Consider the following 24,721-nt stretch of genomic DNA (forward strand, 5'->3'; position numbering starts at 1 on the left):
AAGTCCTACCTCGACAGCGTTTTTAGGATATCAGCAAATACGCCTGCAGAGGTTACTTCTGCGCCCGCGCCATAACCTCTGATCACAAAAGGCTTTGGTTGATAATATTGGCTCAAAATAGCCAGTGCGTTTTCACCATCGCGAATATCGTACAGAGCATGTTCTTTATCTACCGCTTCAATGCCAACGCGGCATTTACCGTCAACAATTGAACCGACATAGCGCAGCACTTGGCCTTGTGCTTTGGCCGCCGCAATACGCGCTGCGAAAGCATCATCTAATTGCGGTAATTGCGCCATAAATTCATCAACACTGGCGCCCTCAGCAAACCCTTCAGGTAATACGGATTCAACTTCAATATCACTGAGTTCCAACGGCAGTCCCGATTCACGGGCAATGATAAGCAGCTTACGTGCGACATCCGTACCAGATAAGTCATCGCGCGGATCTGGCTCTGTAAAACCGCTTTGTTTGGCTTTCTCTGTCGCTTCCGATAGCGATAAACCATCCGACAATACGCCAAAAATATACGATAGCGAGCCAGACAAAATACCACTGAATGAAAGCAATTCATCTCCTGCGCCAAACAGCAATTTAAGGTTGTCTAATACAGGGAGTCCGGCGCCAACGTTGGTTTCGTATAGAAAGTGACGGCGTTTAGCTAGTGCAGCCTGCTGCAGTGACTGATAATACTCATAGCTGCCAGTATTGGCTTTTTTGTTGGCCGCAACGACATGAAAGCCCGCATTAAGAAAATCTAAATAGCCATCGGCAACAAACTGAGCTGCACTACAATCAACAATCACAGGGTTAATTAAATGATTTTGTCTAACAAACTGGCTAACCTGTTGTAAATCAAAGCCCGACTCAGCTTTCTCTAGCGCCAGTTCCCAGTTATCAAACGGTACGCCTTCTGGGTCTAAATAACACTTACTTGAGTTTGCAATGCCATAGAGGTTCAAGCGTATATTACGTTTTTCAAGCCATGCTTGTTGCTTATGAAACTGCTTCATTAATTCTTGACCCACTAGACCACAGCCAATCAGGAAAACATCGATGGACGGTACATGCGTGAAGAAGTTTTCGTGGCATACTTTTACTGCATCTTGGCAAAGTTCACCGTCAACCACCGCCGAAATCGAACTCTCTGTTGAGTCCTGTGCGATGGCGACAATATTCACCTGAGCCTGTGCAAGTGATGCAAAGAATTTGGCCGCAAGACCTTTGTGCGCTTTCATGTTGTCGCCAACCAAAGTAACGATAGCAAGGTTACGTTGCACTTCAATTGGGTCGATTAATCCTGCTTGCGTTTCAAGCTCAAATGCCTGTTCAAGCGCAACCAGCGCAAGTGTTAAGTCTTGCTCATGGACACAGAAACTGATGCTGAATTCACAAGAAGATTGCGTAATAAGTACAATGGATACGTTATCTGCTGCCAGTGCAGAAAAGACCCGAGCAGCCATGCCAACCTTGCCTTTCATCCCAGGTCCTGCAACGGTCAACATGGCCAGTTTATCAAGACTCGAAAGCGCTTTTACTGGAGCCTCGCCACCGCCTTGAGCACAAATCAGTGAACCCGGCACTTCTGGGTCATGCGTATTTTTAATTTCACAAGGCACATCTGCTTTGGCGCAAGGTAAAATGGTTTTTGGATGAAGCACTTTGGCGCCAAAATAAGATAGCTCCATGGCTTCTTTATAAGATAGCACGTCGACCTTCGTCGCTTTCTTTATCAGACGAGGATCTGCACTGTAAACGCCATCAACGTCAGTCCAGATTTGGCAGATTTCAGCTTCAAGACACGCAGCTGCGACAGCTGCAGAGTAGTCAGAACCATTGCGACCAAGCGTTGTCAGCTCGCCCGCTTCATTGCTTCCCGTAAATCCTGCCATGATATAAAAACGCGACGCTTGGGCACGCACTAACTCTGCAAAACATACTTTACTTAGCTTAAGGTCAACTTCAGCATCGAGATACCCGCCCTGCGTTTTTACACAAGCGTCAGCACTAAGCGCGACTGAATCTGATTGCAGCATGGTGTCCATCAGCGCAACGCTAATGCGTTCGCCAAAACTAATGACATAGGCTCTTGCTTGATCTGGACAATGTCCCAGTAACTTGGCCCCATCTAATTTATTCTTAAGTAATTCAAAGTCAGGCCAGCCTACAACACCACCGTACACCGCTTGTACTTCATCGTATAAGCTTTGGCTGCGGGAAGTAAATGACTGCCACAGGGAGTCAAACGCTTCTCCTCGTCCAGCCAAATCAGCAAGCTCAACGAGCTGATCTGTCATACCACCGGGAGCCGACAGCACGATAAGCGCTTGTTGTTGGCCATGGTCTTTAACTAGCTCACTGACTCTTTGTAAACAGGCAAAATCTTTGAGGGAAGACCCTCCAAACTTTAGTACTCGCATCATTTTTCCTCATTCCAAAAACAAAAAAGGCCTGTGTTCTTAGTGAACACAGGCCTTTTTCAAACTCGCACTGACCTATGCCACTATCCCGTTAGGATGGTGGTTGTAATAATGGTCGTAGTGATAATATTCGTTTTCATAATTTTAGAGTGCCTGAAGTTTAGCCGCGCTGTCAATACGAAAGAGCAAAATAGATTATGCAAATTTCTAATAGTGACATTTGTAATTTGCATAGATAAGTTATCGGATCCCAAACTGGTGCAGTAATCCTAATAACTGCTCTGCTTTAACCGGTTTTTCTAAAAACCCTAACGCCCCCAAATTCGCTACCCTTTCTTTCATCTTGGCCTGAACATCTGCCGAAATAACCACCACGAAACATTCAATTCGGTGTGCTTTTATTGCCTCTAACACAGCAATCCCATCAAGTATTGGCATGGTTAAATCCAGGCACAATAAATCTATTTGCTGAGTTTTCAGTAAATCAATCGCCTGCTGGCCATTCTGTGCTTGGTGCAAGGTCAGGTCTAATTTGCTCTGTAAGTTTTTAATGACTTGTTTACGGGCGACAGCCGAATCATCGCAAACTAAGACGGAATAACTCATAAAGTGGTCAGTCTTGTACTATCGTTAATAAAACGGTCACTGGATATCGCTATCTTATAACACATTAAACTTTCCTAGGTAAGGCGCTAAAAAGCATAATTAATGAAGATAATTATTTATTTTTAACCATTTATTGGCTAACTTTAAAAACAGATTATACAAAGGCGATGAACTTACCGTAGGAGCTCAGCTTAATTCATGCTGCAAAAAAGCCTCTCAAAAAAATTGCTCACCAATGTGCTGTCGGTTTACTTCCTTCTAACCTTTGTCGTCACATGTGGTCAAATCGTTGCTGAATACGTCAATACCAAAGACTATATTCGCAATGAACTTACCATGCTGCAAAAAACCTTTAGCCGCAGTTTGACCCGTGCCATTTGGGAGCTCAATACGAAGCAGACCGTTACTACGGCAGAAGGCCTACTTGCGATCCCCATGATCGAAGGAATTATTGTACGTGATGACAGTGGCGAGATTATTTCACAGCTTGGCCGCTCACTAGATATTCACGAGCTGTATAGCCAACAGCTTGTTCAAGAAGAAGCAATAATCGAAGATACACCATCCGGTTTATTTGGTTACACATTTCCGTTGATTTTTGAATTCTCGGGACGTGCAACACAAGTCGGTGATGTTACATTGTTTTCTAGCCGGGAGGTGGTCTTTAGTCGCATCATGATCTCTATCTACTTTTTGATAGGTAATGCGATGATCAAGACGACTTTCTTGATTATTCTATTTTTAATTGCCTTCAGAAAGCTACTTACCGAGCCATTAAGCGACCTCACCGAGCAAATTGAAGACTTTGAGGTCGACAACGTTGATGGCCATAAAATAGATATCGGCGCAAAAGAGCGCAATGAACTAAAGATCATGGAAGAGGCATTCAATAAGCTAATAGATAAGGTCTCTGAATATCGTAAAAAGCTCGATCAAACTCAAAAAGAGCTTTTGATCAGCAATGAAAAACTCGACCAACATAATATTCAGTTGGAACAAGAAGTCGCACGTAAAACCTCAAACCTGAGCCAAGCGATGATGGATCTCCAGCAACAAAAGTATGAATTAGAAAAGCAGAAGTTAACGCTCACAGAAGAGATTGATTTAAGAAAACAAACAGAAGAAGAACTACTAACTAAACAAAAAGAGCTTGAGAAATACGTAGACGAGCTAAATATGGCTCAAGAGCGCTTAGTGGGCTCTGAAAAAATGGCGGCACTTGGTGGTCTCGTTGCCGGTATTACGCACGATATTAATACGCCCGTTGGTATCGGCGTGACTGCGACGTCGTTTTTACAGGAACGTTTAGATCAGCTTGAGGCGGCGTACAACGGAAAAACCTTATCACCAAAAGCGTTAGAAGAATTTATTAGTGAAGCAAAGCAAAGTGCTAGCCTACTTACCACTAATTTAGACCGTGCATCGGAGCTTGTCGCAAGCTTTAAACAAATTGCAGTCGATCAGGCCAGTGAAGCGGTTCGTACTATTAACCTGAAGCAATACCTTGGTGAAGTGATCCGCTCATTACATCCAAAATTGAAGAAAACTCATCATCAAGTGAATGTTGAATGCCCTGAAGACATGACGCTAAATTTACCAGCTGGGGCAATTAGCCAAATATTCACTAACCTTATCATGAACTCTTTGATCCATGGTTTTGAAAATCAAGACCAAGGGCAAATAGATATTAAAATCAAAGAAGACAATGGTATGGTTGATATCGTCTACAAAGACAACGGCAAGGGCGTAAGTAAAGCCCAACTAGACCGGTTGTTTGATCCCTTCTTTACGACCAAACGCGATCAAGGTGGCAGTGGGCTTGGTACCCATATTACCCTAAACCTCGTAAAACAAACTTTGAATGGGGATATCGAAGTAAATAGTGAAGAAGGCAAAGGCCTCACCTACTACATCAGCTTCCCAAAAGACTTACAAAAACCAATGGCGATGTTTAGCTAACCAAGTTTAGAACAGGACAACCGTCCAATACGCCATACTGCAAAGTGGCGTATTGGAGCAAGTCCCCCCCACCATCAAACATCATCTAGTGGAATACAAGCTGTGACCTTTTTGCTATGATGACCGCAATTTTATTCCAGACGGGCATATTTCTATGTGGTTCAGTAACTTAATCTGCTACAAATTCAAACAAGATGTAACTTACGCACAAGAAGATTTCGAAAAAGCACTCGAGCAGGATATTTTTCGTCCTTGTGGTAGCCAAGACATGACCACTTTTGGCTGGACTAAAGCTTTTGGCAAACATGGCCAGATGCTTTCTCATTTTTCTCAAGACAGTATCTTAGTTTGTGCTAAGCGCGAAGAAAAGGTGCTTCCTGCAGCCGTAGTCAATGAAATGGTCGCCGAAAAAATTGAGCAAATAGAGCAGCAAGAAAATCGTCCAGTAAAGAAAAAAGAAAAAGACGATATTAAAGAAAATATCCTAGCCACTTTATTGCCTCAGGCGTTCAAAAAATCGAGCCTACAATTTGCTTTTATCGACCAAAAGTCAGGTTGGGTGATTGTAAATAGCGCCAGCTTCAATAAAGCGGAAGAACTACTTGCACTACTGCGTAAGTCTCTGGGCACACTTCCTGTTGTACCTGCGTTTGCAAACTATGATTTAGACTTACAGCTAACACACTGGCTCACCGAGTTTAGTGCACCTGAAGGCTTCGCAATAGGCACCGACGCTGAGTTGCAAGAGCCAGACGACAACGGTGCTCAGGTAAAGTTAAAACAACATGACCTTTCATCAGACGAAATCAAAACGCACCTAGAAAACGGTAAACGTGTGACTAAACTCGCGTTAGATTGGCGTGAGCGCGTGAAGTTCGTTTTACAAAACGATGGCACATTAAAACGTTTAAGCTATGCAGAAGCACTTAAAGACCAAAATGCAGATATTCCAAAAGAAGATCTAGCCGTTAAACTTGATGCTGACTTTATTTTGGTATCGGAAGAAATCAAAGAATTGTTAGAAGATCTAACCAAAGGTCTTGGTGACGACGAAGGCTTAGCGTCTTAATTTTACCATCTAGAATCTGTTGAGCTTTGAGTACGAAAAATTGATAGCGGATATGGCTATCAATTTTTCTTTATCCAGTTCAATACTCTATCTTCACAAGGTCACTTTGCGCCAATAGCGAACGGACTGCACGCACTCAAGTGCGAGCGTTTAGTTACTGGCTCGCCACTTTATTTACACTAACCAACGCATTTGTCGCGCTTTATTTACTCTTCAATGGCATGATAGCAATTCGGCTTTGGCAGTAACGCTTTACTAACCTGAATTTCAGGCATCGAAGACTATTTACTCCAGTAGTCCGATACCCAACAACGGTAACTCGTACAATTAAACGGAGTTTGACGCGCGTGAATGTAAAAAGCATTTCATTGGCTTTAATAGTCGTGATAATTTGGGGGCTTAACTTTTCGGTCATTAAATTTGGCCTAGCAGAGTTGCCTCCTATTTTATTCTCAGGCTTGCGTTTTTTGGTAGTCGCGATCCCTGCAGTATTCTTCATTCCTTTTCCTAAAACATCGGTATGGAACGTACTCGGGGTTGGTCTATTTTTGGGTGTGCTTAAGTTTAGCTTGCTGTTTATTGCGATGGAATCGAATGCATCAGCCGGCATTGCTTCTTTGCTGCTACAAGCCCAAGTCATTTTCACGATTTTGCTAAGTGTTTTATTGTTAAAGGAAACCATGAATCGCTTTCAAGTGGTGGGAATTAGCATCGCAACGTTTGGCTTTAGCTTGTTTTTTATCAACTCGTCTGGGTCAACGACAATATTGGGCGCGGTGCTCATTCTATTCGCAGCATTATTTTGGTCGTTTTCAAATCTCATTATGAAGCGCCTGCAAGACGTTAATTTACTCCATTTTATTGTTTGGGTAAGCCTAGTGCCGCCATTGCCACTTTTTACACTGTCTTATTTTATTGAAACTGACGCACCATTGACCTTACTACTAAACACCACAACACAGTCTTGGCTATCCATTACCTATGTGGGTTATATCTCGACACTGATTGCATTCGCAATATGGGGTTGGCTACTTAAAAATCACAAGGCCGCGGCAGTCACGCCTTTTGCTTTATTAATCCCTATTGTCGGCATTGTAGGTTCAGCCTTATTACTTAATGAGCAATTGATGTTAATGGAAGCCGTTGGGGGCAGTTTTATCTTATGTGGCTTAACGATTTCTGTTACAGGTGCTCGGATAAGCAAAATATTTAGAAAACCCCAGGCCGAGGCTATACCCTAAACGATAAAGACCTCAACAGAGGTCTTTATATTCACGGGAAACAAAGGCGCTGAAACTGCATATTGAGTACAAGGGTTAAGCAAACATTGTTTTAACGTCTTCGAGTACATTCAAGTAAGTGTCATCAGCAAACATATTTACCTCTCTTATTACCCCTTTTTCTTCATACTGTTTTAGCGCTGCAGACTTATCCGATACCTGCAAAATACCTTCTACAATTGCACCAACACGAATAAAGTCGACATAACAAACATGTTCAGGCCGATAATTTGGATTTGCCCAGCTTTCTGCGACTTCAACAAACTCATCGGTGAATTCCCACTCTCGCATTATTGCCCCTCCAATTTTGCCGCCTAATTTCTGGATGGCATGGGCCAAAAAGCTCGGATTAGCAAACACTTCAGGGTGGCGTTCGGCCTCCGTTAAAATAGGCAAAACACCGATATTAAACACCAAAGAAGCCAACGTGATTGTATCTTTGTTAAGCGAAGTGTGCTTATTGACGCGAAGATAAAAATCCATCGTTGTTATCGCTTGGCAAGCGACTTTTAGCGTTTTCTGCCAAGCTTTGTCCATGTATGTCTTGATGAGTTTGTTATTAGAAACAAATAACTGCTCCATTGCCATTGCAGTCGCTATATTCTTGATTTGTCTAAGACCGATACGAGTTACTGCTTGGTTTAAGGTGTTTACCTTCACCGAACGGCCCATAAAAGCGCTGTTGGCAACTTTGATCATACGTGCTGCAAGGGCCGGGTCGTGAGAAATTACGTCTGCCATCTGCATCAAGTTAATTTCAGGGTCATCTGCCGCCTGCCTAACCCGCACTGCGATTTCAGGTAATGTCGGCAATACCAAGGTGTCGTTATTAATTCTGTCAGTTAGAATTGTGAGCAAAGCATTTTCTGTAGACATGAAACCAAATCCCTTAATAACTGAATAAAAGACCCGACTACAAGCGTAAGCTTATGGCAAAAGTAAGCACTTGCTTGCTAGAGGTCACACTGCTGATTTTTAGTATCTATGACGTAAGTATTGTCTAACTTTCGGATAAAGTTAAGAAAATCTAAAAAAATAATATTTTATTTATATACCCTCAATAATTAGCAAGTTAGAATTCATGGCATATAGTGCTTTGTGGCAAACTTTGCCGCAAAAATACTGAAAATGACCCACAGCTGGACACAAATGATGACCTTTCACGCTAACAGCGGCTTGCGTATCACACGCTAACCTAAGTTAACTAAGTATTGTGATACAAAATCGTGTAAGGTGATCGCCACATAATTAAGACAACAAGGGAGCATTATGAAACACTCAATGATTTCGGTTGCAATCGCGCTTGCAACAGGCCTCACCCTAACAGGCTGCTCTGAGCCATCAACCTCTTCAGAGAAACCTAGTGCACAAACTGAGCAAGCACAAGCTGATACTAAACAATCAGGCTATAAGCTCGTTAATGCATCTCAAGACCGGCTAGATATTTATACCCCAGTAACGCTAGAAACAGACTTAAGTCACTTAAACGATAACCAGAAAAAGATGTTAGCTTTACTCATCGACGCTTCGGTTATTATGGATGATTTATTTTGGCAGCAAGCATTCGGCGAAGACAAAGCAACATTCCTAAGCAAAATCTCAGACGAAAAAGTACGCCAATTCGCGGACATTAACTATGGCCCTTGGGATCGTTTAAATGGCGACCAAGTTTTTCTTTCTGGCTTTGAAGAAAAAGCACTGGGTGCAGAATTTTATCCAAGCGACATCACCAAAGACGAGCTAAATAACGCCGATGTAAAAGATAAAACAGGACTGTATTCTGTTATCCGCCGCGATGAAAACGGCAAGTTATACAGCACTTCTTACTCATCCGCGTATAAAGCAGAATTGGACAAAGCCGCAGAGCTTTTACGCCAAGCAAGTAAACTGGCACAAGACAAAGAGTTTGCAAACTACTTAAACTTGCGCGCAGATGCATTAGTCAATAATAGCTACCAAGCGTCTGATTTCGCTTGGATGGACATGAAGAATAACCCAATTGATGTGGTGATTGGTCCAATTGAAACCTATGAAGACCAGCTATTTGGCTATCGCGCCGCTTTTGAGTCTTATGTTTTGGTTAAAGACTTGGCGTGGAGTGAGCGTCTCGCTAAATTTGCCGCTTTCTTACCTGAGCTACAAACCGGCTTGCCTGTTGATGATAAATATAAGCAAGAAGTACCAGGCTCTGATGCCGACCTAAACGCATATGACGTCATTTATTATGCAGGCCATTCAAACGCGGGTAGCAAAACCATTGCGATTAATCTACCAAATGACGAAGAAGTGCAACTCCAAAAAGGTACGCGTCGCCTACAGCTTAAAAACGCTATGCGCGCAAAATTCGATAAGATCTTAGTACCGATCGCCGATCAACTTATCGTCCCTGAGCAACGTAAGCACATCACCTTTGATGCTTTCTTTGCTAATACCATGTTCCATGAGGTGGCCCATGGTCTAGGCATTAAAAATACCATTACAGGTAAAGGCACCGTGCGCCAATCACTGCAAGAACACGCCAGTGCACTTGAAGAAGGTAAAGCCGATATCCTAGGTCTATACATGGTCGAGCAATTACTTAAAAAAGGCGAGATCACCGAAGGTACGCTTGAGGATTACTACATCACCTTTATGGCAGGTATCTTCCGCTCAGTACGTTTTGGCGCATCCAGTGCGCACGGTAAAGCAAACATGATCCGCTTTAACTTCTTTAAAGAAGAAGGCGCGTTTTCTAAGAACACGGATGGTTTATATCAAGTGAATATGGAAAAGATGGGCGCAGCGATGGAGAAACTGTCTAACCTTATCCTAACGCTACAAGGTGACGGCGACTATCAAAAAGTAGACCAACTGATCGCTACACACGGCGATATCAAAGCGGAACTACAAAAAGATCTAGATAAGCTTTCCAAAGCGAACATTCCTGTTGATGTTACCTTTAAGCAAGGTAAGCAGGTGCTAGGACTGTAATTACCGAGCACACCATGGTAGTGCTTACTACCATGGTGTAATTAATCCTAGATACAATAATCTTTGATTTCTCTTTGGTGTTTTTTGATGGCTTTTGTGGCTTTGTCAGATTTAGCAATCGCTAAATTTACTTTCGCATCATCGCATTTGTCTTGTAGCTCTTTGCGCATCAAATAGTTTTGATCTTGCTGTTGCTGCACCAACCCTTCCACACCACTATATTCAGTTCTGGATTCTGGTTCACGATCTTTTTGATAAGGCTCTGGCACAGTCGCCTTACAGGCGGATAATAATGATACTGCCAAAATAACAACTAAACTTTTATTCATATCGCGTACTCCTTGATTTAAAACGGCAAAAGTCAATTTCAGTTATAACAGTTCCAGATATAAACACAAAACACGTAGAGCTAAAAAGTTTGTAAAGCGCTTGATGTGTTTACAGTCTTATGGCCTTTTTGAGGCTTTAAGCAAAACTCGCTTTTAGCTGCTCAACTTCCTCATCACTATAAGGTTTTGCTGGATAGAGTCCCCATACGGGTTTTGGCCATGCAATATCAGTTTTAAATCGTGCGATGTGGTGCACATGTAGTTGCGGCACCATATTACCAAGCGCAGCCACATTTAATTTATCTGGGGTAAAGGTGTCTTGTAACAAACGACTCAGCTTGGCCGATTCTTGCCAAAATTGAACTTGCTGCGACTCAGGTAAATCAATAATTTCTTTCGCGCCCACAACCCTAGGTACTAAGATAAACCAAGGGTATTGTGAGTCATTCATTAACAATACGCTACACAGCGGCCACTCGGTAATTAAGATACAGTCTCGTTGTAATTCTTTAGCTAATTCAAATGACATAGTGAAACTCTTTAAATCCTATTTACTCGGCACTCTATCCGAATTTGTTGCTATTGCAAAGCGGCTTCATTACCATCCGATCAGACTTTAAAAATATAACAAGGTGGCTACCGTGCACTCTCGCATTAAACACTACACCATCGCCCTTCCGTTAGCGCTTGCCTCTGTCACCGTTAGCGCAGAGCAACTAACGCTAGAGCGACTTTTTGACGACCCGTCTCTTTCAGGTAAAGCGCCTGTAAAACTGCAATTTTCTCCTGACGGTTCTCGTGTTACTTATCTTCAAGGTAAAAAAGAAGACTATAACCGTTACGACCTTTGGGAATACAATCTAAAAGACAATACCAACCGCTTGTTGGTAGATTCTGCGGCGCTATTTTCTGGCCCAGAGAACCTCTCAGATGAAGAAAAAGCACGTCGTGAGCGTCAACGTATTTTTGGCCGTGGTATTTTAGAATACAAATGGTCAAAAGATGGCAAAGCGCTACTTTTCCCACTCAATGGCGACTTGTACTACTATGAAATCGCTTCTGGTAAGAGCAAGAAACTAACGGAAACGGAAGCATTCGAAACCGACGCTCGCTTCTCACCAAAAGGTAACTTTGTTTCTTTTATTCGTGAGCAAAACCTCTATGCCATTGACCTTAAATCGGGTAAAGAAACGCAATTAACTAAAGACGGCGGTGGCGTAATTAAAAACGGCATGGCTGAGTTCGTTGCTCAAGAAGAGATGAGCCGTATGACGGGCTATTGGTGGTCGGGTGATGAGCAACAAATCGCCTTCACACGCATTGATGAAAGCCCTGTTCAAGAAGCCATTCGTAACGAAATCTATGCCGAAGAGGTCAAGTTATTCAATCAACGCTATCCATATACGGGTACTGCTAACGTTGAAATTGAACTGGGTGTTGTAAAGATCAATGACCAAAAGGTGGATTGGATTGATTTAGGCGACGATAAAGATATCTATATTGCCCGTGCAAATTGGTTAAAAGACAACAAAACATTGTCCTACCAGTGGCAAAATCGCTCACAGCAAAAACTGGAACTGCGCTTTTACGATACTAAAAGCAAAAAGCAGCAGGTTGCCCTGACCGAAACCAGTGATACTTGGATTAACCTACACTTTGACCTTGAATTCTTAAAGGACAAAAAGCATTTCGTTTGGGCATCTGAGCGCGATGGCTTTAAACACCTTTACCTGTACAGAACCAATGGCCAACTTGTGCGCCAAATCACTAAAGGCGATTGGATTGTTGAAAGCCTTCAGGGCATTGATGAGAAAAAAGGTATCGTATACTTCTCCGGCCGCAAAGACACGCCGCTCGAAAGCCACCTATACAGCGTACCACTTTTTAAAGATGGCGATGCAAAACGTATTACCGAAAAAGGCAGCTATCACAGTGTTGTACTGGCGAAAGATAACCGTACCTTTATCGATAAAAGCTCTTCTGTAAACCGTCCACCAGCCGTTGCGCTACGCAAAGTGAATGGTGACTTTGTGACTTGGCTTGAAGAAAATGCGCTGAATAACGAACATCCGTTAACGCCTTATTTGAGCAATCTAGCCACGCCAGAATATGGCACGCTTAAAGCGGAAGATGGTCAAACCATGTATTACCGCTTATTTAAGCCAGCAAAGCTTGAAACCGGTAAGAAATATCCGGTTATTGTGAACGTGTATGGCGGACCTCATGCACAACGCGTGACCAACAGCTGGCGTAGCAAAAACTTGTATTTCCAATATCTTGCACAGCAAGGTTATGTGATTTTCCAATTAGATAACCGAGGTTCATATAACCGTGGTAAAAAGTTTGAAGATCCAATCTACAAGCATTTAGGCGTCGTGGAAGTGGCTGACCAAATTAAAGGCGTTGAGTTCTTGCGTACGCTAGAGTATGTCGACCCTGAGCGTATCGGTATTTATGGTCACAGCTATGGAGGTTACATGGCGCTGATGACAATGTTTAAAGCTGGCGACTACTTTAAAGCCGGTGTCTCTGGTGCGCCAGTAACCGATTGGGCTCTATATGACACGCATTACACTGAGCGTTATCTTGGTCACCCAGATACAAATGCTAAGGGCTATGAGCAAAGCGCGGTTTTCCCTTATGCTGATGGACTAAAAGGCCCGCTGATGATCTATCACGGTATGGCGGACGATAATGTGCTATTTACCCATGCAACGAAACTATTTAAGCAGTTGCAGGACGAGGTTAAGCCATTTGAAATGATGACTTACCCTGGCTCGAAGCACAGCTTGCGTGGCAAAAAAGTACAAACCCACTTGCATCAAACCATTACTGACTTCTTTAATCGTCATTTTGAGGTTGAAGCTAAGTAAACACTTAATAGCGCTCAGCCTTTGATAAGCTGGGCGCTTCTTCTCCTTATCTATACATTTAGTTCTAATCCATTGGTCTAATTGTTTATTCTTCAAGACTAAGAAAAACTGAATTTATTGTTCTATCTCAAGTTATATATCAATCGCGTTAAGTAAATGAACTATTTGAAGCGGGGAAATAGCTTTAGTAGCAAGGCAAAAATTTCGCTATTTAGTTGTTCTAAATGAGAAATTTTTAACGAAGCTAATATGCTATTTCACCCTTCAAATTGGTTGGAGAATTAACGCAATTGGTATTACTACTAAGATTAATTAGTATGAACTGATGAGGCGTTCGCGCTTGCTACTTTCAATAATAAAAACGACATAAGGATTGCGTTATGTCCAAACAGTTTTTCCGAAATCTCACCATTTTCCAGCGGCTCGCGTTACTGATCATTGTGGTTATTATCGGTGTTATTCTTCAAAGCGCAGTAAGCTTATCGCAACAGTATGAGGCACTCGAAAAGCAGCAATATCATAAAACTCAAAACCTTGTTGAAAATGCCTATAGTTTAGTGGCTTACTTTCACCAACAATATGTATCTGGGAAACTCCCAGAGGCGCAAGCGAAATCCGCAGCCCTTGATGCCGTTGCCGCTTTACGATACGAAGGTAATAATTACTTTTGGATCAACGACTATCATCCCAAAATGGTGATGCACCCATTTAAAAGCGAACTCAACGGCAAAGATCTCAGCCAATCAAAAGATCCCACCGGCAAGCGCTTATTCGTTGAAATGGTACAAGTGGCAGAAAAAAGCGGTGCGGGATTTGTTCCCTACCTTTGGCCAAAGCCCGGTAAAGAAGCTCCTGTAGAAAAAATATCTTACATCAAAGCGTTTACACCTTGGGGTTGGATCATCGGCTCCGGTGTGTACCTCGACACCATAGAAGCTGAGTTTGCCTATATTCGAAATTTGCTATTAATTGAGATGGCGGTGCTTATTATTCTGCTATTCCCATTTAGTGCAATCATAAGTAAGAGCATCATCACCCCCATTCAACACGCCAAAGACATGATGAAAGATATCGCTCAGGGCGAAGGCGATTTGACTCGACAACTCGACGAAAGCGGCAAAGATGAGATCACCGCGCTTGCCAAATACTTTAACTTGTATACTGAGAAGATGCGTCATTCCATCGCGACAGTGGCCCATAACGCCAAAGAAGTTGAAACGCTGGCCAATCAGGTAAAAGCGGCTGGCGAAGAGAACCTAGCATTTATTGAGTCGCAAAATGACCATAGCCGCCAAGTGGCTACTGCAGCCGAACAAATGACCATGCAAGTTCGTGAGATCAGTAGCAATGCAGATACTGCCGAGCATTCCGCCGCAGACGCACGCAATTACAGTGAAAAAGGCAAACAAACAATTTCTCAAACCATCGCCGCCATTAAAAAGCTGTCGGAGCAAATTCAATCTGTGAGCGTGACAACAACGAGCCTTGCACAAGAGAGTCAGCATATAGGATCGGTGCTCGATGTTATTCGAGGTATTGCTGAGCAAACCAATTTACTTGCACTAAACGCGGCAATAGAAGCCGCTCGAGCAGGTGAACAAGGACGAGGCTTTGCCGTTGTTGCAGATGAAGTACGCACCCTTGCAAGTCGTACAGGTCAAAGCACAGATGAAATCCACAACATGATCGAGCGACTGCAAAAAGAAGCGCAGCAGGCCGTAGCAGCAGTTAAAATTAGCCAACAAATCTCGGAGCAAACGGTTGAACAAGTACAGCTTGCCGATAGCGCATTAACCGAAATTGAGCGCCTTATTGACGCTATCTCGGATATGAGTACCCACATCGCTAAAGCCACCGACGAGCAAAGTCTTGCAGCACAAGAAGTTAATGAGCGAATAGCTCAGCTTTCTGACTCCACCCATCACTCTTTGGATACCACACATTCACTCAACAACACCAGTGAGCAACTAACACGAGCAAGTCACGAATTGAGTGACATAGTTAATCGCTTTAGAGTATGATATCCGCCTTGCAGAGCACTTATAAGTGCTCTGCTTCTTGCCCTATAGATGATTGATATTCCTTATCTTGTCGATAAAAATAATCCGTGAGCGTCTAAGCTATTTTACCGCTATATTGCCAATTTATTTGCTGAGCAAAAATAGCCCGTGAAAATCTGTTTTATTATGTACCCTTGGGAGCGTGTAGAAGCTGAAAACGACAGCACGCTAAGACTTATCCACGAAGCCGTATCGCGCGGTCACGTCGTTGCCATCACTACCGTAAACAACCTCACTATTCGCGAAAGTGTCGCTAGTGCCTTCTGTGATGTATTTGTTGCGGGCCAAAAAGTATCTGACAACTTCGTGAGCTTTTACAACAAAGCTGAGTTTAAAAAAGTACAGCTTCCTTTGGCAGGTTTTGACGCGATATTTATGCGCGCTAATCCGCCGCTTGATACCTTAGCGATGAACTTTTTAGACTCTGTTCGTGATGACACTTTCATCATCAACGACATTGATGGCCTGCGTATCGCAAATAACAAGCTATACACGGCATCTTTCCAAGGCATCGCGAGAGAGTTTATTCCAAATACGCATGTATCAAAAAATAAAGAGTATTTAGAGCGTATATTCTCTGAGTCAGAGCAAGAGAAAATGATCTTAAAGCCACTGGATGGCTTTGGTGGTCGCGGTGTTATCGTCGTTGAAAAACGCGCGAAACAAAGCTTTAGCTCACTCCTTGAGTTTTATATTGGTGGCGATGAGGCTGGTAAAGGCAGCAACTACGTCATTTTACAAGACTATGTTGAAGGTGCCGACGAAGGTGATGTTCGCATCCTAATGCTTAACGGTGAACCGGTTGGCGCCATGAAGCGTGTGCCTGCAGCAAATGAAGTGCGTGCCAACGTACATGCCGGTGGCAAAGTGGTGAAACACAAACTCACCAACCAAGAAAAAGCGTTATGTAAGCACATCGGCCCTAAGCTTGTGCGTGATGGTTTGTATTTTGTTGGCATTGACGTGATAGGCGGCAAGCTTATCGAAGTTAACGTACTCTCGCCTGGCGGGATAACCCGTATTAACCGTTTAAACCGCTGTAAGCTGCAAGTGCAAGTTATCGATTTTGTAGAGAGTGTGGTGCACGCCAAAGAGCTAGTAACGCATCGCAAAAACCAATTCCGTCAAGTAATAGAAGATGCTCATGCTATCTGAACAAGCCATCATTACCACGCTTGAAGCCGGTAAACCCATCAGTGGACAATTTGCTGAAGGTGCTTTTCACCTCGAAGTGAGGGAATACGTGCCTTATGTCGCTACTGCTGTACACGCAGGCCACCGTACCCGGGCTAGCCTAAAAGGCTTGTTCGCCATTAGCGATGCTGAGCGTTTACAAGAGGAAGATCCGTTTACCGACGGCATGATTGAATCATTACCCATCACGCTGATCGCGCGTGACTCACGTTACGAATACGATCTTAACCGTGCGCCAGAACTTGCGATATACAAAGAAGCATGGGGTAAACAAGTGTGGAGCCAAGCGCTACCAAATGCAGACATAGATGTTAGCTTGTCAAAGCATGCAGCCTATTACCGAGTGCTCAGTGCGCTGTTAACCACGCTTGAGCGTAAGTTTGGTGCCTGCTTGCTATTTGATGTGCACAGCTATAATTATCAAATTCGTAGCTACCCTTATGCACCAACCTTTAATATTGGCACTGCACAACTTGATACCTTGCGTTTTCGCGCCGTATTAGATGAGCTGAAAAAGCAGCTAGGACTGAAAAAACTGGCAGGCCAGCTGGTGGATTGTGCTGAAAATACCGTCTTTCAGGGCCATGGTTATCAAGCGCAATATATTACCAGCCACTTTGATAACACCTTAGTGGTGCCACTGGAAGTAAAAAAAGTCTTTATGGACGAAAACAGTGGCGAATTATTCCCTGTGGTGTTTGAAAAACTACAGCGCAACATGCATGTTGCTTTGAGTAAAACGGCAAAAACATTTGCTAAAAATCACTGCTATAAGCCACTTCGCAAAGCAAAATCAACGTCGCAGCTTGACCCTGCGCTGATTAACGTGGACTCAGCGCTATACCGCATAGCCAGAAACCTTGAAACGCTGCATTACGTTAACCCAAGTAATATCGCACAAGAGAAACGTCGCTTTTTCTCGAAACGTCATTATCAGCCTGCGTTTAAATATCGCCCGCTGAAAATTGACCCTTATGAGTTTAAAGAGCAACTCTATCGCTTGCCCGTTGGAAAAATCCAAGATCCGATCGTAAAAGATTTATATCGTAAAGTGATCGACAGCTACGCCACAAAAATCGAACTGATCACCCAAATTGGTCGCGAAGCCTTTTTGTATAATTCGCTACGCTATTATGGTGAGCCGGATTACAACGATATAAATAATGCGACCTTCTTGCTGCACGCGCGCGAAACCGAAACCTTGCCAAAAAAAGACATTACAGCCGAGCAGGCCCTAGTACGTTTTAATCAAGCGATTGAGACCATGGGCTTACCTTGTAAGGTCGCTATATCAAGCAAACTTGTTGCCAAAGCAATGGTCGACAATAGTAAGCGTCTTCTGCTTGTAAATAGCAGTGCAATGTTATCTGAGCTTGATATCAATGCCTTGATAGAGCATGAAATAGGCGTGCACTTGCTCACGACCTTAAATGCTGACGCTCAGCAACTTAAAGTGCTGCACTTAGGTCTACCCGGCAATACCTATACTCAAGAAGGCCTTGCCATCTATCGTGAGTATCAATCTGGGCAAATAAATTTGACACGATTGAAAGTATTAGCGCTCAGGGTGATTGCGGTCAACATGCTGCTTAAAGGCGACAAATTCTATCAAGTGTATGAGTTCTTAGCTGACTCGGGTGTATTAAACGTCAATGAAGCCTTTGCGCTGACCACGCGAATTTTCCGTGGTGGTGGCTTTACTAAAGATCATCTCTACTTAAAAGGCTTTAAAGACATAGTGCAGCTTGCCAATACCCGCAGCTTAGATAACTTATATCTCGGTAAAACGGGCATTGCGCACTTAGATGCACTGGACGCGTTAGTAGAGCAAGGTATATTCACAAGGCCTAAATATCTGCCGGATACGAGCCGAGATCCTAAGCCTGATGCAATCCTAAGTTATTTAATTTCTTCAATTAAATAGGCCAAATTCGCCACTGTGGTTATACTAGTGCCATCTAGTATCTACCCAGTGGCTTTGTTTTGACACAACAGGAAATAGATTTACTCGCTTTTGAGCTGGCAAACCTTCGTCTCAAAGCCGATCTTACGCTTGCACCAAAGTACAGTTATTTTTCAGATAAACCCTACCCGCTTGGTCGCTGCCTAGAAATTCGCGATGAAATGTTTAAACTCGTCACCACGGAGCTCAAGCAAAATTCAGAGCGTTTATCTGTGCTCAGAAATTACATGCTTAAAGAGAATGCCGAGCTCAAAAAAGTATGGGGTTCGCTACGCGATGAGTACTTTCAAAATGCGATGTTGGTGGGAGATTGGTATATAGATACCGCAAACGATACGGTGAATGCAAACAAACCCAGAGTTGAAATCAAACCCATCGCACAATCAGGCTTTTCAGCCATCACCAATTTCGAGCAGTTTGTGAAGATTGCTCGCGCTTACTGGCAAGTGGAAGTGTTTAAAAACACCGCCTTTCCAGCCATCGCGCCTTATCTACCGTTAATTTGTGTCAATGCAACAGGCGCTACTTGGTTAGCTGCGGCCAATGACGATATGATCAAAGTCGCTACCAACAGTGAGTTTAAACTATCTGAGCAAATCCTCTGTCAGCTGCCAGAGCCTAACTCTGTTATCGTATCTCGCTGGCAGCAGACCCTAACTGGCGTCGATGCTTTAGATGACATCTTATTGCAGACAGGAAAGCCCGAGGGGTTTTGCCAACTTTACAGAGCTGCCGAAAAAGCAGCGGATTTAGCATTTAGAGATAGAGTTGTACGCGCCTATATGAGCTTACCCAAAGGCGCGTAACGTAGTGAATTAGAAAGAAGCGGGATAAGTCGGTTTTTCGTCCGTAATTTCCCATTTATCTTCTGTTGGTCTATCCACTCGACATTGATTTTGCTGTTGAAAACACCTGTCCTCACAGTTTTGTACTTGCATCGGATCTGAGTAATCTCTGCGACAGCTCATAGAACACGAACGTGAATCACCTTCGCAATCAACCGGCACATTGCTGACTCTAGTTGTAAAATGTCCACTACAGCCACTAACAAACACAGCGGCGAACACTGCTACTACCCATAATTTTGTTGTCATTGCTCTGCTCTCAAAAACACCGGTTCTTGGGCCTTTTGCATTGCTTCTTCACTAAAGCGGTATCCTGCAATATCAAACGCTTTCAGGCTTTCCAAATCCGATACTTGGTTCTCAATGATATACCTTGCCATCATACCGCGCGCTTTTTTCGCGTAAAAACTGATGACTTTGTATTGACCATTTTTACAATCTTTAAAGATAGGAGTGATAATGTCGCCTTTCAGCGCTTTCTTATCTACCGCTTTAAAGTACTCATTTGAAGCTAAGTTTACCAAGTATTGTGTTTGTGCCCCTTCCATGACCTTATTCAGTTTTTCAGCGATAATCGTGCCCCAAAACTCATACAGGTTTTTGCCACGCGGGTTACTTAACTTTGTACCCATTTCTAAACGATAGGCCTGCATTAAGTCAAGTGGTTTTAGGATGCCATACAGCCCAGATAAGATACGTAAATGATTTTGCGCATAATTTAAATTAGCCTCAGTTAGGCTTTGCGCTTCTAAACCAACATACACATCGCCATTAAAAGCAAAAATAGCTTGTTTAGCATTGTCTTGTGTAAAAGGCTCTGACCACTCGGCAAACCTTGCCGCATTTAAGCCCGCGAGCTTGTCGCTTATCTTCATTAAGCTACCGATCTGCTGTGGTGATAAATCGCGACAAACTTGAATAAGTGACTCGCTATGCTCCAGCAGCTCTGGCTGTGTGTGCATCTTGGTTGGTGCGGGTGTTTCATAGTCTAGGTTTTTCGCTGGAGAGATAACTGTGATCATGGTTTGCCTATTGACTTAGCTAGTAATTAATGTCAATTTCAACACTATCCCCAAGTAACTTCAAGTGTTTGTCCGCTTTCACTTGGGTTTAAGCAATTCGCTGTTACAGTACAGCTTCGCTTTACAACTCGACCTTATATAACAATAACCCTAAATAACGAGTGTGATATGTCGCCCGATACGGACATATGACCTATTCAGCTATTTAATGGTGTTGCAACATAAGGCGTCTAATATCACTTCGCTGTTATCAATATTGGAATGAGGAACACATGACTTCAGCATTAGATAGGCTAAAACAACATTCATCAATCGTCGCTGACACCGGTGACATTGAAGCCATCCGCAAGCTACAGCCTGAGGATGCAACAACTAATCCTTCTCTTTTACTTAAAGCGGCAGAGACGCCTGCTTATCAGCCTTATCTAACAGAAGCTTGGGATTATGCCAAAGCCAATGAAAGTGACGCTGAAAAGCAATTAGCGCTTGCTTGTGACTATTTTGCCGTTGTGATTGGTAAAGAAATCGCAAACTCTGTGCCGGGATATATCTCAACCGAAGTAGACGCACGTTTATCTTTTGATACCGAAGCGACTATCGCAAAAGCAAAAACGCTATTAAATTTATATGAAGCGCAAGGCGTAAGCAAAGACAAAATCTTGATTAAGATTGCATCGACTTGGGAAGGTATTAAAGCCGCTGAAGCACTGGAAAAAGAAGGTGTAAAGTGTAACCTAACGTTGCTATTTAGCGAAGCGCAAGCACGTGCATGTGCCGATGCAAACGTATTTTTAATCTCACCATTTGTTGGGCGTATTCTAGATTGGCACGTTGCCAACGGCCTAGAAAAACCAACTGACCCACTACAAGATCCGGGTGTACAATCTGTTCGTAGTATTTTTGAATTCTATAAGCAGCACGGTTATAAAACCGTTGTAATGGGCGCCAGCTTCAGAAATACAGGTGAAATTCTAGCCCTAACGGGTTGCGATAAGCTCACGATTAGCCCTTCTCTATTAGAAGAGCTCGCTGCAATGCCTGCAAACGAAGATTACCTACTTGAGGCTGACTTTACGCCTAAAGCAAAACCTGCAGCGCTTAGCGAAAGTGAGTTCCGTTGGTTACATAACCAAGACGCAATGGCCACAGAAAAGCTTGCTGAAGGTATTCGCTCATTTGCCGATGCACAAGAAACACTAGTCGCACGCTTTAAAGCACTATAAGTGCCTTAAACATTCGATTTCGAAACGCCGCATATTGCGGCGTTTTTGTTATCGCTCTCAATACAAACCTTTCTGACACCTCCTTATATATCACCCGAATTGACCTTCATCAAACTGTCACTTGGTTTTAACTCAAAAGACACAATTGTGTTTTATTTTTATCCCGTCTGTGGTATATCAATATCACTTGAAGTGAAAATTGATGCCGCTACTTTCTGGTTTTGGTACAAAAAGCAAGCAACGCGGGGTTGTTTGTAGCGTACTTTAGCTATCAGACTTTTATCGGTTCCTCATATTGAGGTTTGCCAAATAGTATGAAGAAATCAACGGTGTCATTGCAGTTGTAGTGCTAACAACAGCCGAAGCAAATGCCACTTTAGGTTGTTTTTATCAATAGGAGATTTTCATGGATACCCTAGACGAGTTATTAGAATTATTAGAAAGTCCGGATACTAGGAAAAAAACTTCATCTAAGGGCAAAAAAAGAAAATGGCGTGAAATTGAAGCGCTAAAAGATAAACAGCGACTACGCAAAGAACTACAGGAATTGGATATTTTCGCAGACAGTGTTGATTTAGACGAATTTGATTTTAACTAAAAAGAGCGCCCTTCACGGCGCTCTTTTTTGTTGTTATACCAATTCGCTTAATTAAGTGGTCTATTTTGAGGCGAGAAAATCTTGTCGATAACAAGGCAAAAATTTTGCTATTTAGTTGTTCTAAATAATAAATTTTTAACGCAGTTAGCGTCAGATTTACTCCTTCAAATTGAGCAAGTATTAAGACTAATTGGTATTATAGCTCGGCCAATCGCCAGTCGATTGGCTGCTTACCCATTTGGGTGAGCAGCTGATTCGTTTTACTGAAATGGCCACTACCAAAAAAGCCGCGATGTGCTGAGAGCGGCGAAGGATGTGGCGCGTGTAAAACATGGTGACGGTTTGTGTCTATGCTCTTACCCTTTTTCTGGGCGTGTGAGCCCCAGAGTAAGAAAATCACACCTTCACTGTGGGCATTCAGCCTTTCAATCACTACATCTGTAAAGCGCTCCCAGCCTAAATGCTTGTGTGAGTGTGCTTGGCCTTGCTCTACCGTCAACACCGTATTTAACAGCAGTACGCCTTGTTTAGCCCAGTCAATTAGGTAGCCATGATTAGGTATGCGAAAGCCGTCAATATCCTGCACTAATTCTTTATACATATTATTTAACGACGGCGGCGGCTTAATTCCTGGTAACACAGAGAAACATAGGCCATGAGCTTGATTGGGGCCGTGATAGGGATCTTGCCCTAAAATCACCACTTTAACCTGATCGAAAGGTGTGACTTTGAACGCTTCAAATACCTGTTCATGGGGCGGAAACACATTTATACCTTGAGCGCGACGCTCTGCCACGTAATCCATGGTTTGTTTAAAGTAATCTTGTTGTTTTTCCTGACCTAACACGTCACTCCACGTTGTCATGCTTCACCTTTTTTCATCATATTATAATGGCTTCGAGAAGCGTCGAGTTTACCACATAAATCCGATATTCCCTCGAGCATACGATAGCTATAACGATGGAGCAGATCGGCATCTACCGAAATAGTTTGTTGGTACTTTACTGCAGGGATCGAAGGCCATTGCTGCCATGCAATTGCTTTGACCTCTTGTTTGGTCTTTTCTTCTGGGATCACAATCACTTGTGGTGATTTCAACAGAACATTCTCAATGTTAATTTGCGGATAGTCCGTGGTGGCGTCGGCAAAAACATTTTTCACATTACACACAGTAAATACTTGCTGTAACCAACTTTCGCCTCCCACTGTCATCAGCGGTGATGGCCACAATTGATAAAATACAGCTAAGCTAGCGCTTTGTTTATACTGGGCTTTTAGTTCATTTAAACGTTTAGCAAATAAATCAGCCTGTTGCTGTGCTTGAGCTCCAAGGCCAGTAATTTTACCTAGGCGTAGCAACTCTTCCGGTAGTTTATCTAGATATTTCGCTTCACTATAGATCACGTCAACACCAAAGCTTTCGAGCTTTTCAAGCATAGGAACGTGACTTGCGTTTTTCCACGCGATGATAAGATCAGGCTTAAGTGCCAAAATTTTCTCAACCGAAATGCCTTGATAGTCACCAACTTGAGGCAGTTGCTTGGCTGATTCTGGATAATCTGCATAGGCTACCGTGCCTACAATCCGCTCCCCAGCTCCAATTGCATAAAGATTTTCGACAATATGAGGCGCAAGCGCGATGATCCGCTCTGCGGGCTTAGCACTAACGCTAAAGGCAAAACCTAGAACAATAAATAAGGCGAATTTTAGCATCAGTAGTCAAACCCTTTTTGCGCCTTAATGCCGGCCTCAAACGCATGCTTCACATTACGCACTTCGCTCACGGTATCTGCAAGCTCAGTCAGACGTCGATGTGCACCGCGCCCAGTTACAATCACCGACTGCATGGTAGGACGGCTTTCTAGTGCCGTTATGACTTCGTCCAAATCTAGATAGTCATAGCTCAACATATACGTAATTTCGTCGAGCAATACCAAGTCGATGCTTTCATCTTGTAGCCATACTTTTGCTTGTTGCCACGTCGCCTGCGCGGCGGCAGTGTCGGTTTCACGGTTTTGCGTTTCCCATGTGAAGCCCGTTTTCATGACCGCAAATGGCACGCCGACTTTTTCGAGCAAATTGCGTTCACCGCAATCCCAGGTTCCTTTAATAAACTGTACAACCGCAGCGTTCATACCATGACCGACACAACGCGCAACGGTGCCGAAACCAGATGTTGACTTGCCTTTACCGTTACCTGTGATCACTTGCAAAATGCCCTGCTCTTGCTGCGCCGCGGCAATTTTTTCATCGACTTGTTGTTTTACTTTTTGCTGTCGTTGCTGATGTTTATCTTGTTGTTCGCTCATG

21 protein-coding genes are annotated in these 24,721 nt (G+C 43.2%); 11 read left to right on the forward strand and 10 right to left on the reverse strand.

Annotated elements, in window-relative coordinates:
- Positions 1-5: 5 nt before the first annotated feature.
- Together thrA and NO992_RS02665 are read right to left on the reverse strand one after the other, a co-directional pair.
- Positions 6-2,420: a bifunctional aspartate kinase/homoserine dehydrogenase I gene (gene thrA, locus NO992_RS02660; RefSeq protein WP_371374447.1), complete on the reverse strand. Its 2,415-nt coding sequence runs from the start codon at positions 2,418-2,420 to the stop codon at positions 6-8.
- Between the two features lie 240 nt (positions 2,421-2,660).
- On the reverse strand, positions 2,661-3,026 hold the full coding sequence (locus NO992_RS02665; protein ID WP_010372125.1) for a response regulator: 366 nt from the start codon (positions 3,024-3,026) through the stop codon (positions 2,661-2,663).
- Between the two features lie 198 nt (positions 3,027-3,224).
- Between NO992_RS02665 and NO992_RS02670 the strand changes: the two genes are divergently transcribed.
- The 3 genes from NO992_RS02670 (at position 3,225) to NO992_RS02680 (ending at position 7,295) form a co-directional block, all read left to right on the forward strand.
- Complete coding sequence (locus NO992_RS02670) at positions 3,225-4,985, forward strand: ATP-binding protein (RefSeq protein WP_371374126.1); 1,761 nt, start codon at positions 3,225-3,227, stop codon at positions 4,983-4,985.
- Between the two features lie 154 nt (positions 4,986-5,139).
- Positions 5,140-6,054 carry a recombination-associated protein RdgC gene (rdgC, locus tag NO992_RS02675; protein WP_253105501.1) on the forward strand — a complete coding sequence of 305 codons (915 nt, stop codon included), beginning with the start codon at positions 5,140-5,142 and terminating at the stop codon, positions 6,052-6,054.
- A 347-nt stretch (positions 6,055-6,401) separates the two neighbouring features.
- Complete coding sequence (locus NO992_RS02680) at positions 6,402-7,295, forward strand: EamA family transporter (RefSeq protein ID WP_371374129.1); 894 nt, start codon at positions 6,402-6,404, stop codon at positions 7,293-7,295.
- Between the two features lie 75 nt (positions 7,296-7,370).
- On the opposite strand, the gene NO992_RS02685 is transcribed toward NO992_RS02680, so the two are convergent.
- Positions 7,371-8,210, reverse strand: coding sequence for an HDOD domain-containing protein (locus tag NO992_RS02685; RefSeq protein WP_017216375.1), 840 nt, complete (start codon positions 8,208-8,210; stop codon positions 7,371-7,373).
- 393 nt (positions 8,211-8,603) lie between these two features.
- On the opposite strand from NO992_RS02685, the gene NO992_RS02690 reads away from it, so the two are divergent.
- The gene (locus NO992_RS02690) at positions 8,604-10,304 is read left to right on the forward strand and encodes a hypothetical protein (RefSeq protein WP_010372140.1); all 1,701 of its coding nucleotides are present in this window, start codon (positions 8,604-8,606) and stop codon (positions 10,302-10,304) included.
- 47 nt (positions 10,305-10,351) lie between these two features.
- On the opposite strand, the gene NO992_RS02695 is transcribed toward NO992_RS02690, so the two are convergent.
- Together NO992_RS02695 and NO992_RS02700 are read right to left on the reverse strand one after the other, a co-directional pair.
- Positions 10,352-10,633, reverse strand: coding sequence for a hypothetical protein (locus NO992_RS02695; protein WP_010372143.1), 282 nt, complete (start codon positions 10,631-10,633; stop codon positions 10,352-10,354).
- A 136-nt stretch (positions 10,634-10,769) separates the two neighbouring features.
- Positions 10,770-11,162, reverse strand: a complete 393-nt coding sequence (locus NO992_RS02700) for an HIT domain-containing protein (protein ID WP_010372146.1) — start codon at positions 11,160-11,162, stop codon at positions 10,770-10,772.
- Between the two features lie 112 nt (positions 11,163-11,274).
- Between NO992_RS02700 and NO992_RS02705 the strand changes: the two genes are divergently transcribed.
- The 5 genes from NO992_RS02705 (at position 11,275) to NO992_RS02725 (ending at position 19,529) form a co-directional block, all read left to right on the forward strand.
- On the forward strand, positions 11,275-13,506 hold the full coding sequence (locus NO992_RS02705; protein WP_371374134.1) for a DPP IV N-terminal domain-containing protein: 2,232 nt from the start codon (positions 11,275-11,277) through the stop codon (positions 13,504-13,506).
- 380 nt (positions 13,507-13,886) lie between these two features.
- A complete protein-coding gene (locus tag NO992_RS02710; protein WP_371374137.1) occupies positions 13,887-15,527 on the forward strand; it encodes a methyl-accepting chemotaxis protein in 1,641 nt (546 codons plus the stop codon).
- A 147-nt stretch (positions 15,528-15,674) separates the two neighbouring features.
- A complete protein-coding gene (gshB, locus tag NO992_RS02715; RefSeq protein ID WP_371374140.1) occupies positions 15,675-16,721 on the forward strand; it encodes a glutathione synthase in 1,047 nt (348 codons plus the stop codon).
- Positions 16,705-18,684 carry a flavohemoglobin expression-modulating QEGLA motif protein gene (locus NO992_RS02720; RefSeq protein WP_371374142.1) on the forward strand — a complete coding sequence of 660 codons (1,980 nt, stop codon included), beginning with the start codon at positions 16,705-16,707 and terminating at the stop codon, positions 18,682-18,684. The genes gshB and NO992_RS02720 overlap by 17 nt, the downstream gene beginning before the upstream one ends.
- A 59-nt stretch (positions 18,685-18,743) precedes the next feature.
- On the forward strand, positions 18,744-19,529 hold the full coding sequence (locus NO992_RS02725; protein ID WP_371374145.1) for a hypothetical protein: 786 nt from the start codon (positions 18,744-18,746) through the stop codon (positions 19,527-19,529).
- A gap of 9 nt (positions 19,530-19,538) precedes the next feature.
- On the opposite strand, the gene NO992_RS02730 is transcribed toward NO992_RS02725, so the two are convergent.
- Entirely contained in the window at positions 19,539-19,817 is a 279-nt protein-coding gene (locus tag NO992_RS02730; protein WP_138527246.1) for a hypothetical protein, read from the reverse strand.
- On the reverse strand, positions 19,814-20,590 hold the full coding sequence (gene yaaA, locus NO992_RS02735; protein WP_371374148.1) for a peroxide stress protein YaaA: 777 nt from the start codon (positions 20,588-20,590) through the stop codon (positions 19,814-19,816). The genes NO992_RS02730 and yaaA overlap by 4 nt, the downstream gene beginning before the upstream one ends.
- A gap of 272 nt (positions 20,591-20,862) precedes the next feature.
- Between yaaA and tal the strand changes: the two genes are divergently transcribed.
- Together tal and NO992_RS02745 are read left to right on the forward strand one after the other, a co-directional pair.
- Positions 20,863-21,813: a transaldolase gene (gene tal, locus NO992_RS02740; protein ID WP_239356958.1), complete on the forward strand. Its 951-nt coding sequence runs from the start codon at positions 20,863-20,865 to the stop codon at positions 21,811-21,813.
- Between the two features lie 406 nt (positions 21,814-22,219).
- Positions 22,220-22,411: a DUF3545 family protein gene (locus NO992_RS02745; protein WP_010372168.1), complete on the forward strand. Its 192-nt coding sequence runs from the start codon at positions 22,220-22,222 to the stop codon at positions 22,409-22,411.
- Between the two features lie 196 nt (positions 22,412-22,607).
- On the opposite strand, the gene ung is transcribed toward NO992_RS02745, so the two are convergent.
- Genes ung through cobO form a run of 3 tightly spaced genes read right to left on the reverse strand, consistent with a single transcriptional unit; the run spans position 22,608 to position 24,720 of the window.
- Positions 22,608-23,276, reverse strand: coding sequence for a uracil-DNA glycosylase (gene ung, locus NO992_RS02750; protein ID WP_017216385.1), 669 nt, complete (start codon positions 23,274-23,276; stop codon positions 22,608-22,610).
- Positions 23,273-24,124: a cobalamin-binding protein gene (locus NO992_RS02755; protein ID WP_371374152.1), complete on the reverse strand. Its 852-nt coding sequence runs from the start codon at positions 24,122-24,124 to the stop codon at positions 23,273-23,275. The genes ung and NO992_RS02755 overlap by 4 nt, the downstream gene beginning before the upstream one ends.
- The gene (cobO, locus tag NO992_RS02760) at positions 24,124-24,720 is read right to left on the reverse strand and encodes a cob(I)yrinic acid a,c-diamide adenosyltransferase (protein ID WP_017216387.1); all 597 of its coding nucleotides are present in this window, start codon (positions 24,718-24,720) and stop codon (positions 24,124-24,126) included. The genes NO992_RS02755 and cobO overlap by 1 nt, the downstream gene beginning before the upstream one ends.
- Between the last annotated feature and the right edge of the window lies 1 nt (position 24,721).

The organism is Pseudoalteromonas sp. DY56-GL79 (assembly GCF_041414765.1).
Classification (GTDB): Bacteria; Pseudomonadota; Gammaproteobacteria; order Enterobacterales; family Alteromonadaceae; genus Pseudoalteromonas; species Pseudoalteromonas piscicida.

Bases quoted from the DNA above. Each gene is read 5' to 3' on its own strand.
- cobO (WP_017216387.1), bottom strand. From the start codon at position 24,720: ATGAGCGAACAACAAGATAAACATCAGCAACGACAGCAAAAAGTAAAA.
- NO992_RS02710 (WP_371374137.1), top strand. From the start codon at position 13,887: ATGTCCAAACAGTTTTTCCGAAATCTCACCATTTTCCAGCGGCTCGCG.
- NO992_RS02700 (WP_010372146.1), bottom strand. From the start codon at position 11,162: ATGTCATTTGAATTAGCTAAAGAATTACAACGAGACTGTATCTTAATT.
- NO992_RS02730 (WP_138527246.1), bottom strand. From the start codon at position 19,817: ATGACAACAAAATTATGGGTAGTAGCAGTGTTCGCCGCTGTGTTTGTT.
- ung (WP_017216385.1), bottom strand. From the start codon at position 23,276: ATGACAACGTGGAGTGACGTGTTAGGTCAGGAAAAACAACAAGATTAC.
- tal (WP_239356958.1), top strand. From the start codon at position 20,863: ATGACTTCAGCATTAGATAGGCTAAAACAACATTCATCAATCGTCGCT.
- yaaA (WP_371374148.1), bottom strand. From the start codon at position 20,590: ATGATCACAGTTATCTCTCCAGCGAAAAACCTAGACTATGAAACACCC.
- NO992_RS02695 (WP_010372143.1), bottom strand. From the start codon at position 10,633: ATGAATAAAAGTTTAGTTGTTATTTTGGCAGTATCATTATTATCCGCC.
- NO992_RS02685 (WP_017216375.1), bottom strand. From the start codon at position 8,210: ATGTCTACAGAAAATGCTTTGCTCACAATTCTAACTGACAGAATTAAT.
- thrA (WP_371374447.1), bottom strand. From the start codon at position 2,420: ATGCGAGTACTAAAGTTTGGAGGGTCTTCCCTCAAAGATTTTGCCTGT.
- NO992_RS02690 (WP_010372140.1), top strand. From the start codon at position 8,604: ATGAAACACTCAATGATTTCGGTTGCAATCGCGCTTGCAACAGGCCTC.
- NO992_RS02755 (WP_371374152.1), bottom strand. From the start codon at position 24,124: ATGCTAAAATTCGCCTTATTTATTGTTCTAGGTTTTGCCTTTAGCGTT.
- NO992_RS02720 (WP_371374142.1), top strand. From the start codon at position 16,705: ATGCTCATGCTATCTGAACAAGCCATCATTACCACGCTTGAAGCCGGT.
- NO992_RS02665 (WP_010372125.1), bottom strand. From the start codon at position 3,026: ATGAGTTATTCCGTCTTAGTTTGCGATGATTCGGCTGTCGCCCGTAAA.
- rdgC (WP_253105501.1), top strand. From the start codon at position 5,140: ATGTGGTTCAGTAACTTAATCTGCTACAAATTCAAACAAGATGTAACT.
- NO992_RS02670 (WP_371374126.1), top strand. From the start codon at position 3,225: ATGCTGCAAAAAAGCCTCTCAAAAAAATTGCTCACCAATGTGCTGTCG.
- NO992_RS02745 (WP_010372168.1), top strand. From the start codon at position 22,220: ATGGATACCCTAGACGAGTTATTAGAATTATTAGAAAGTCCGGATACT.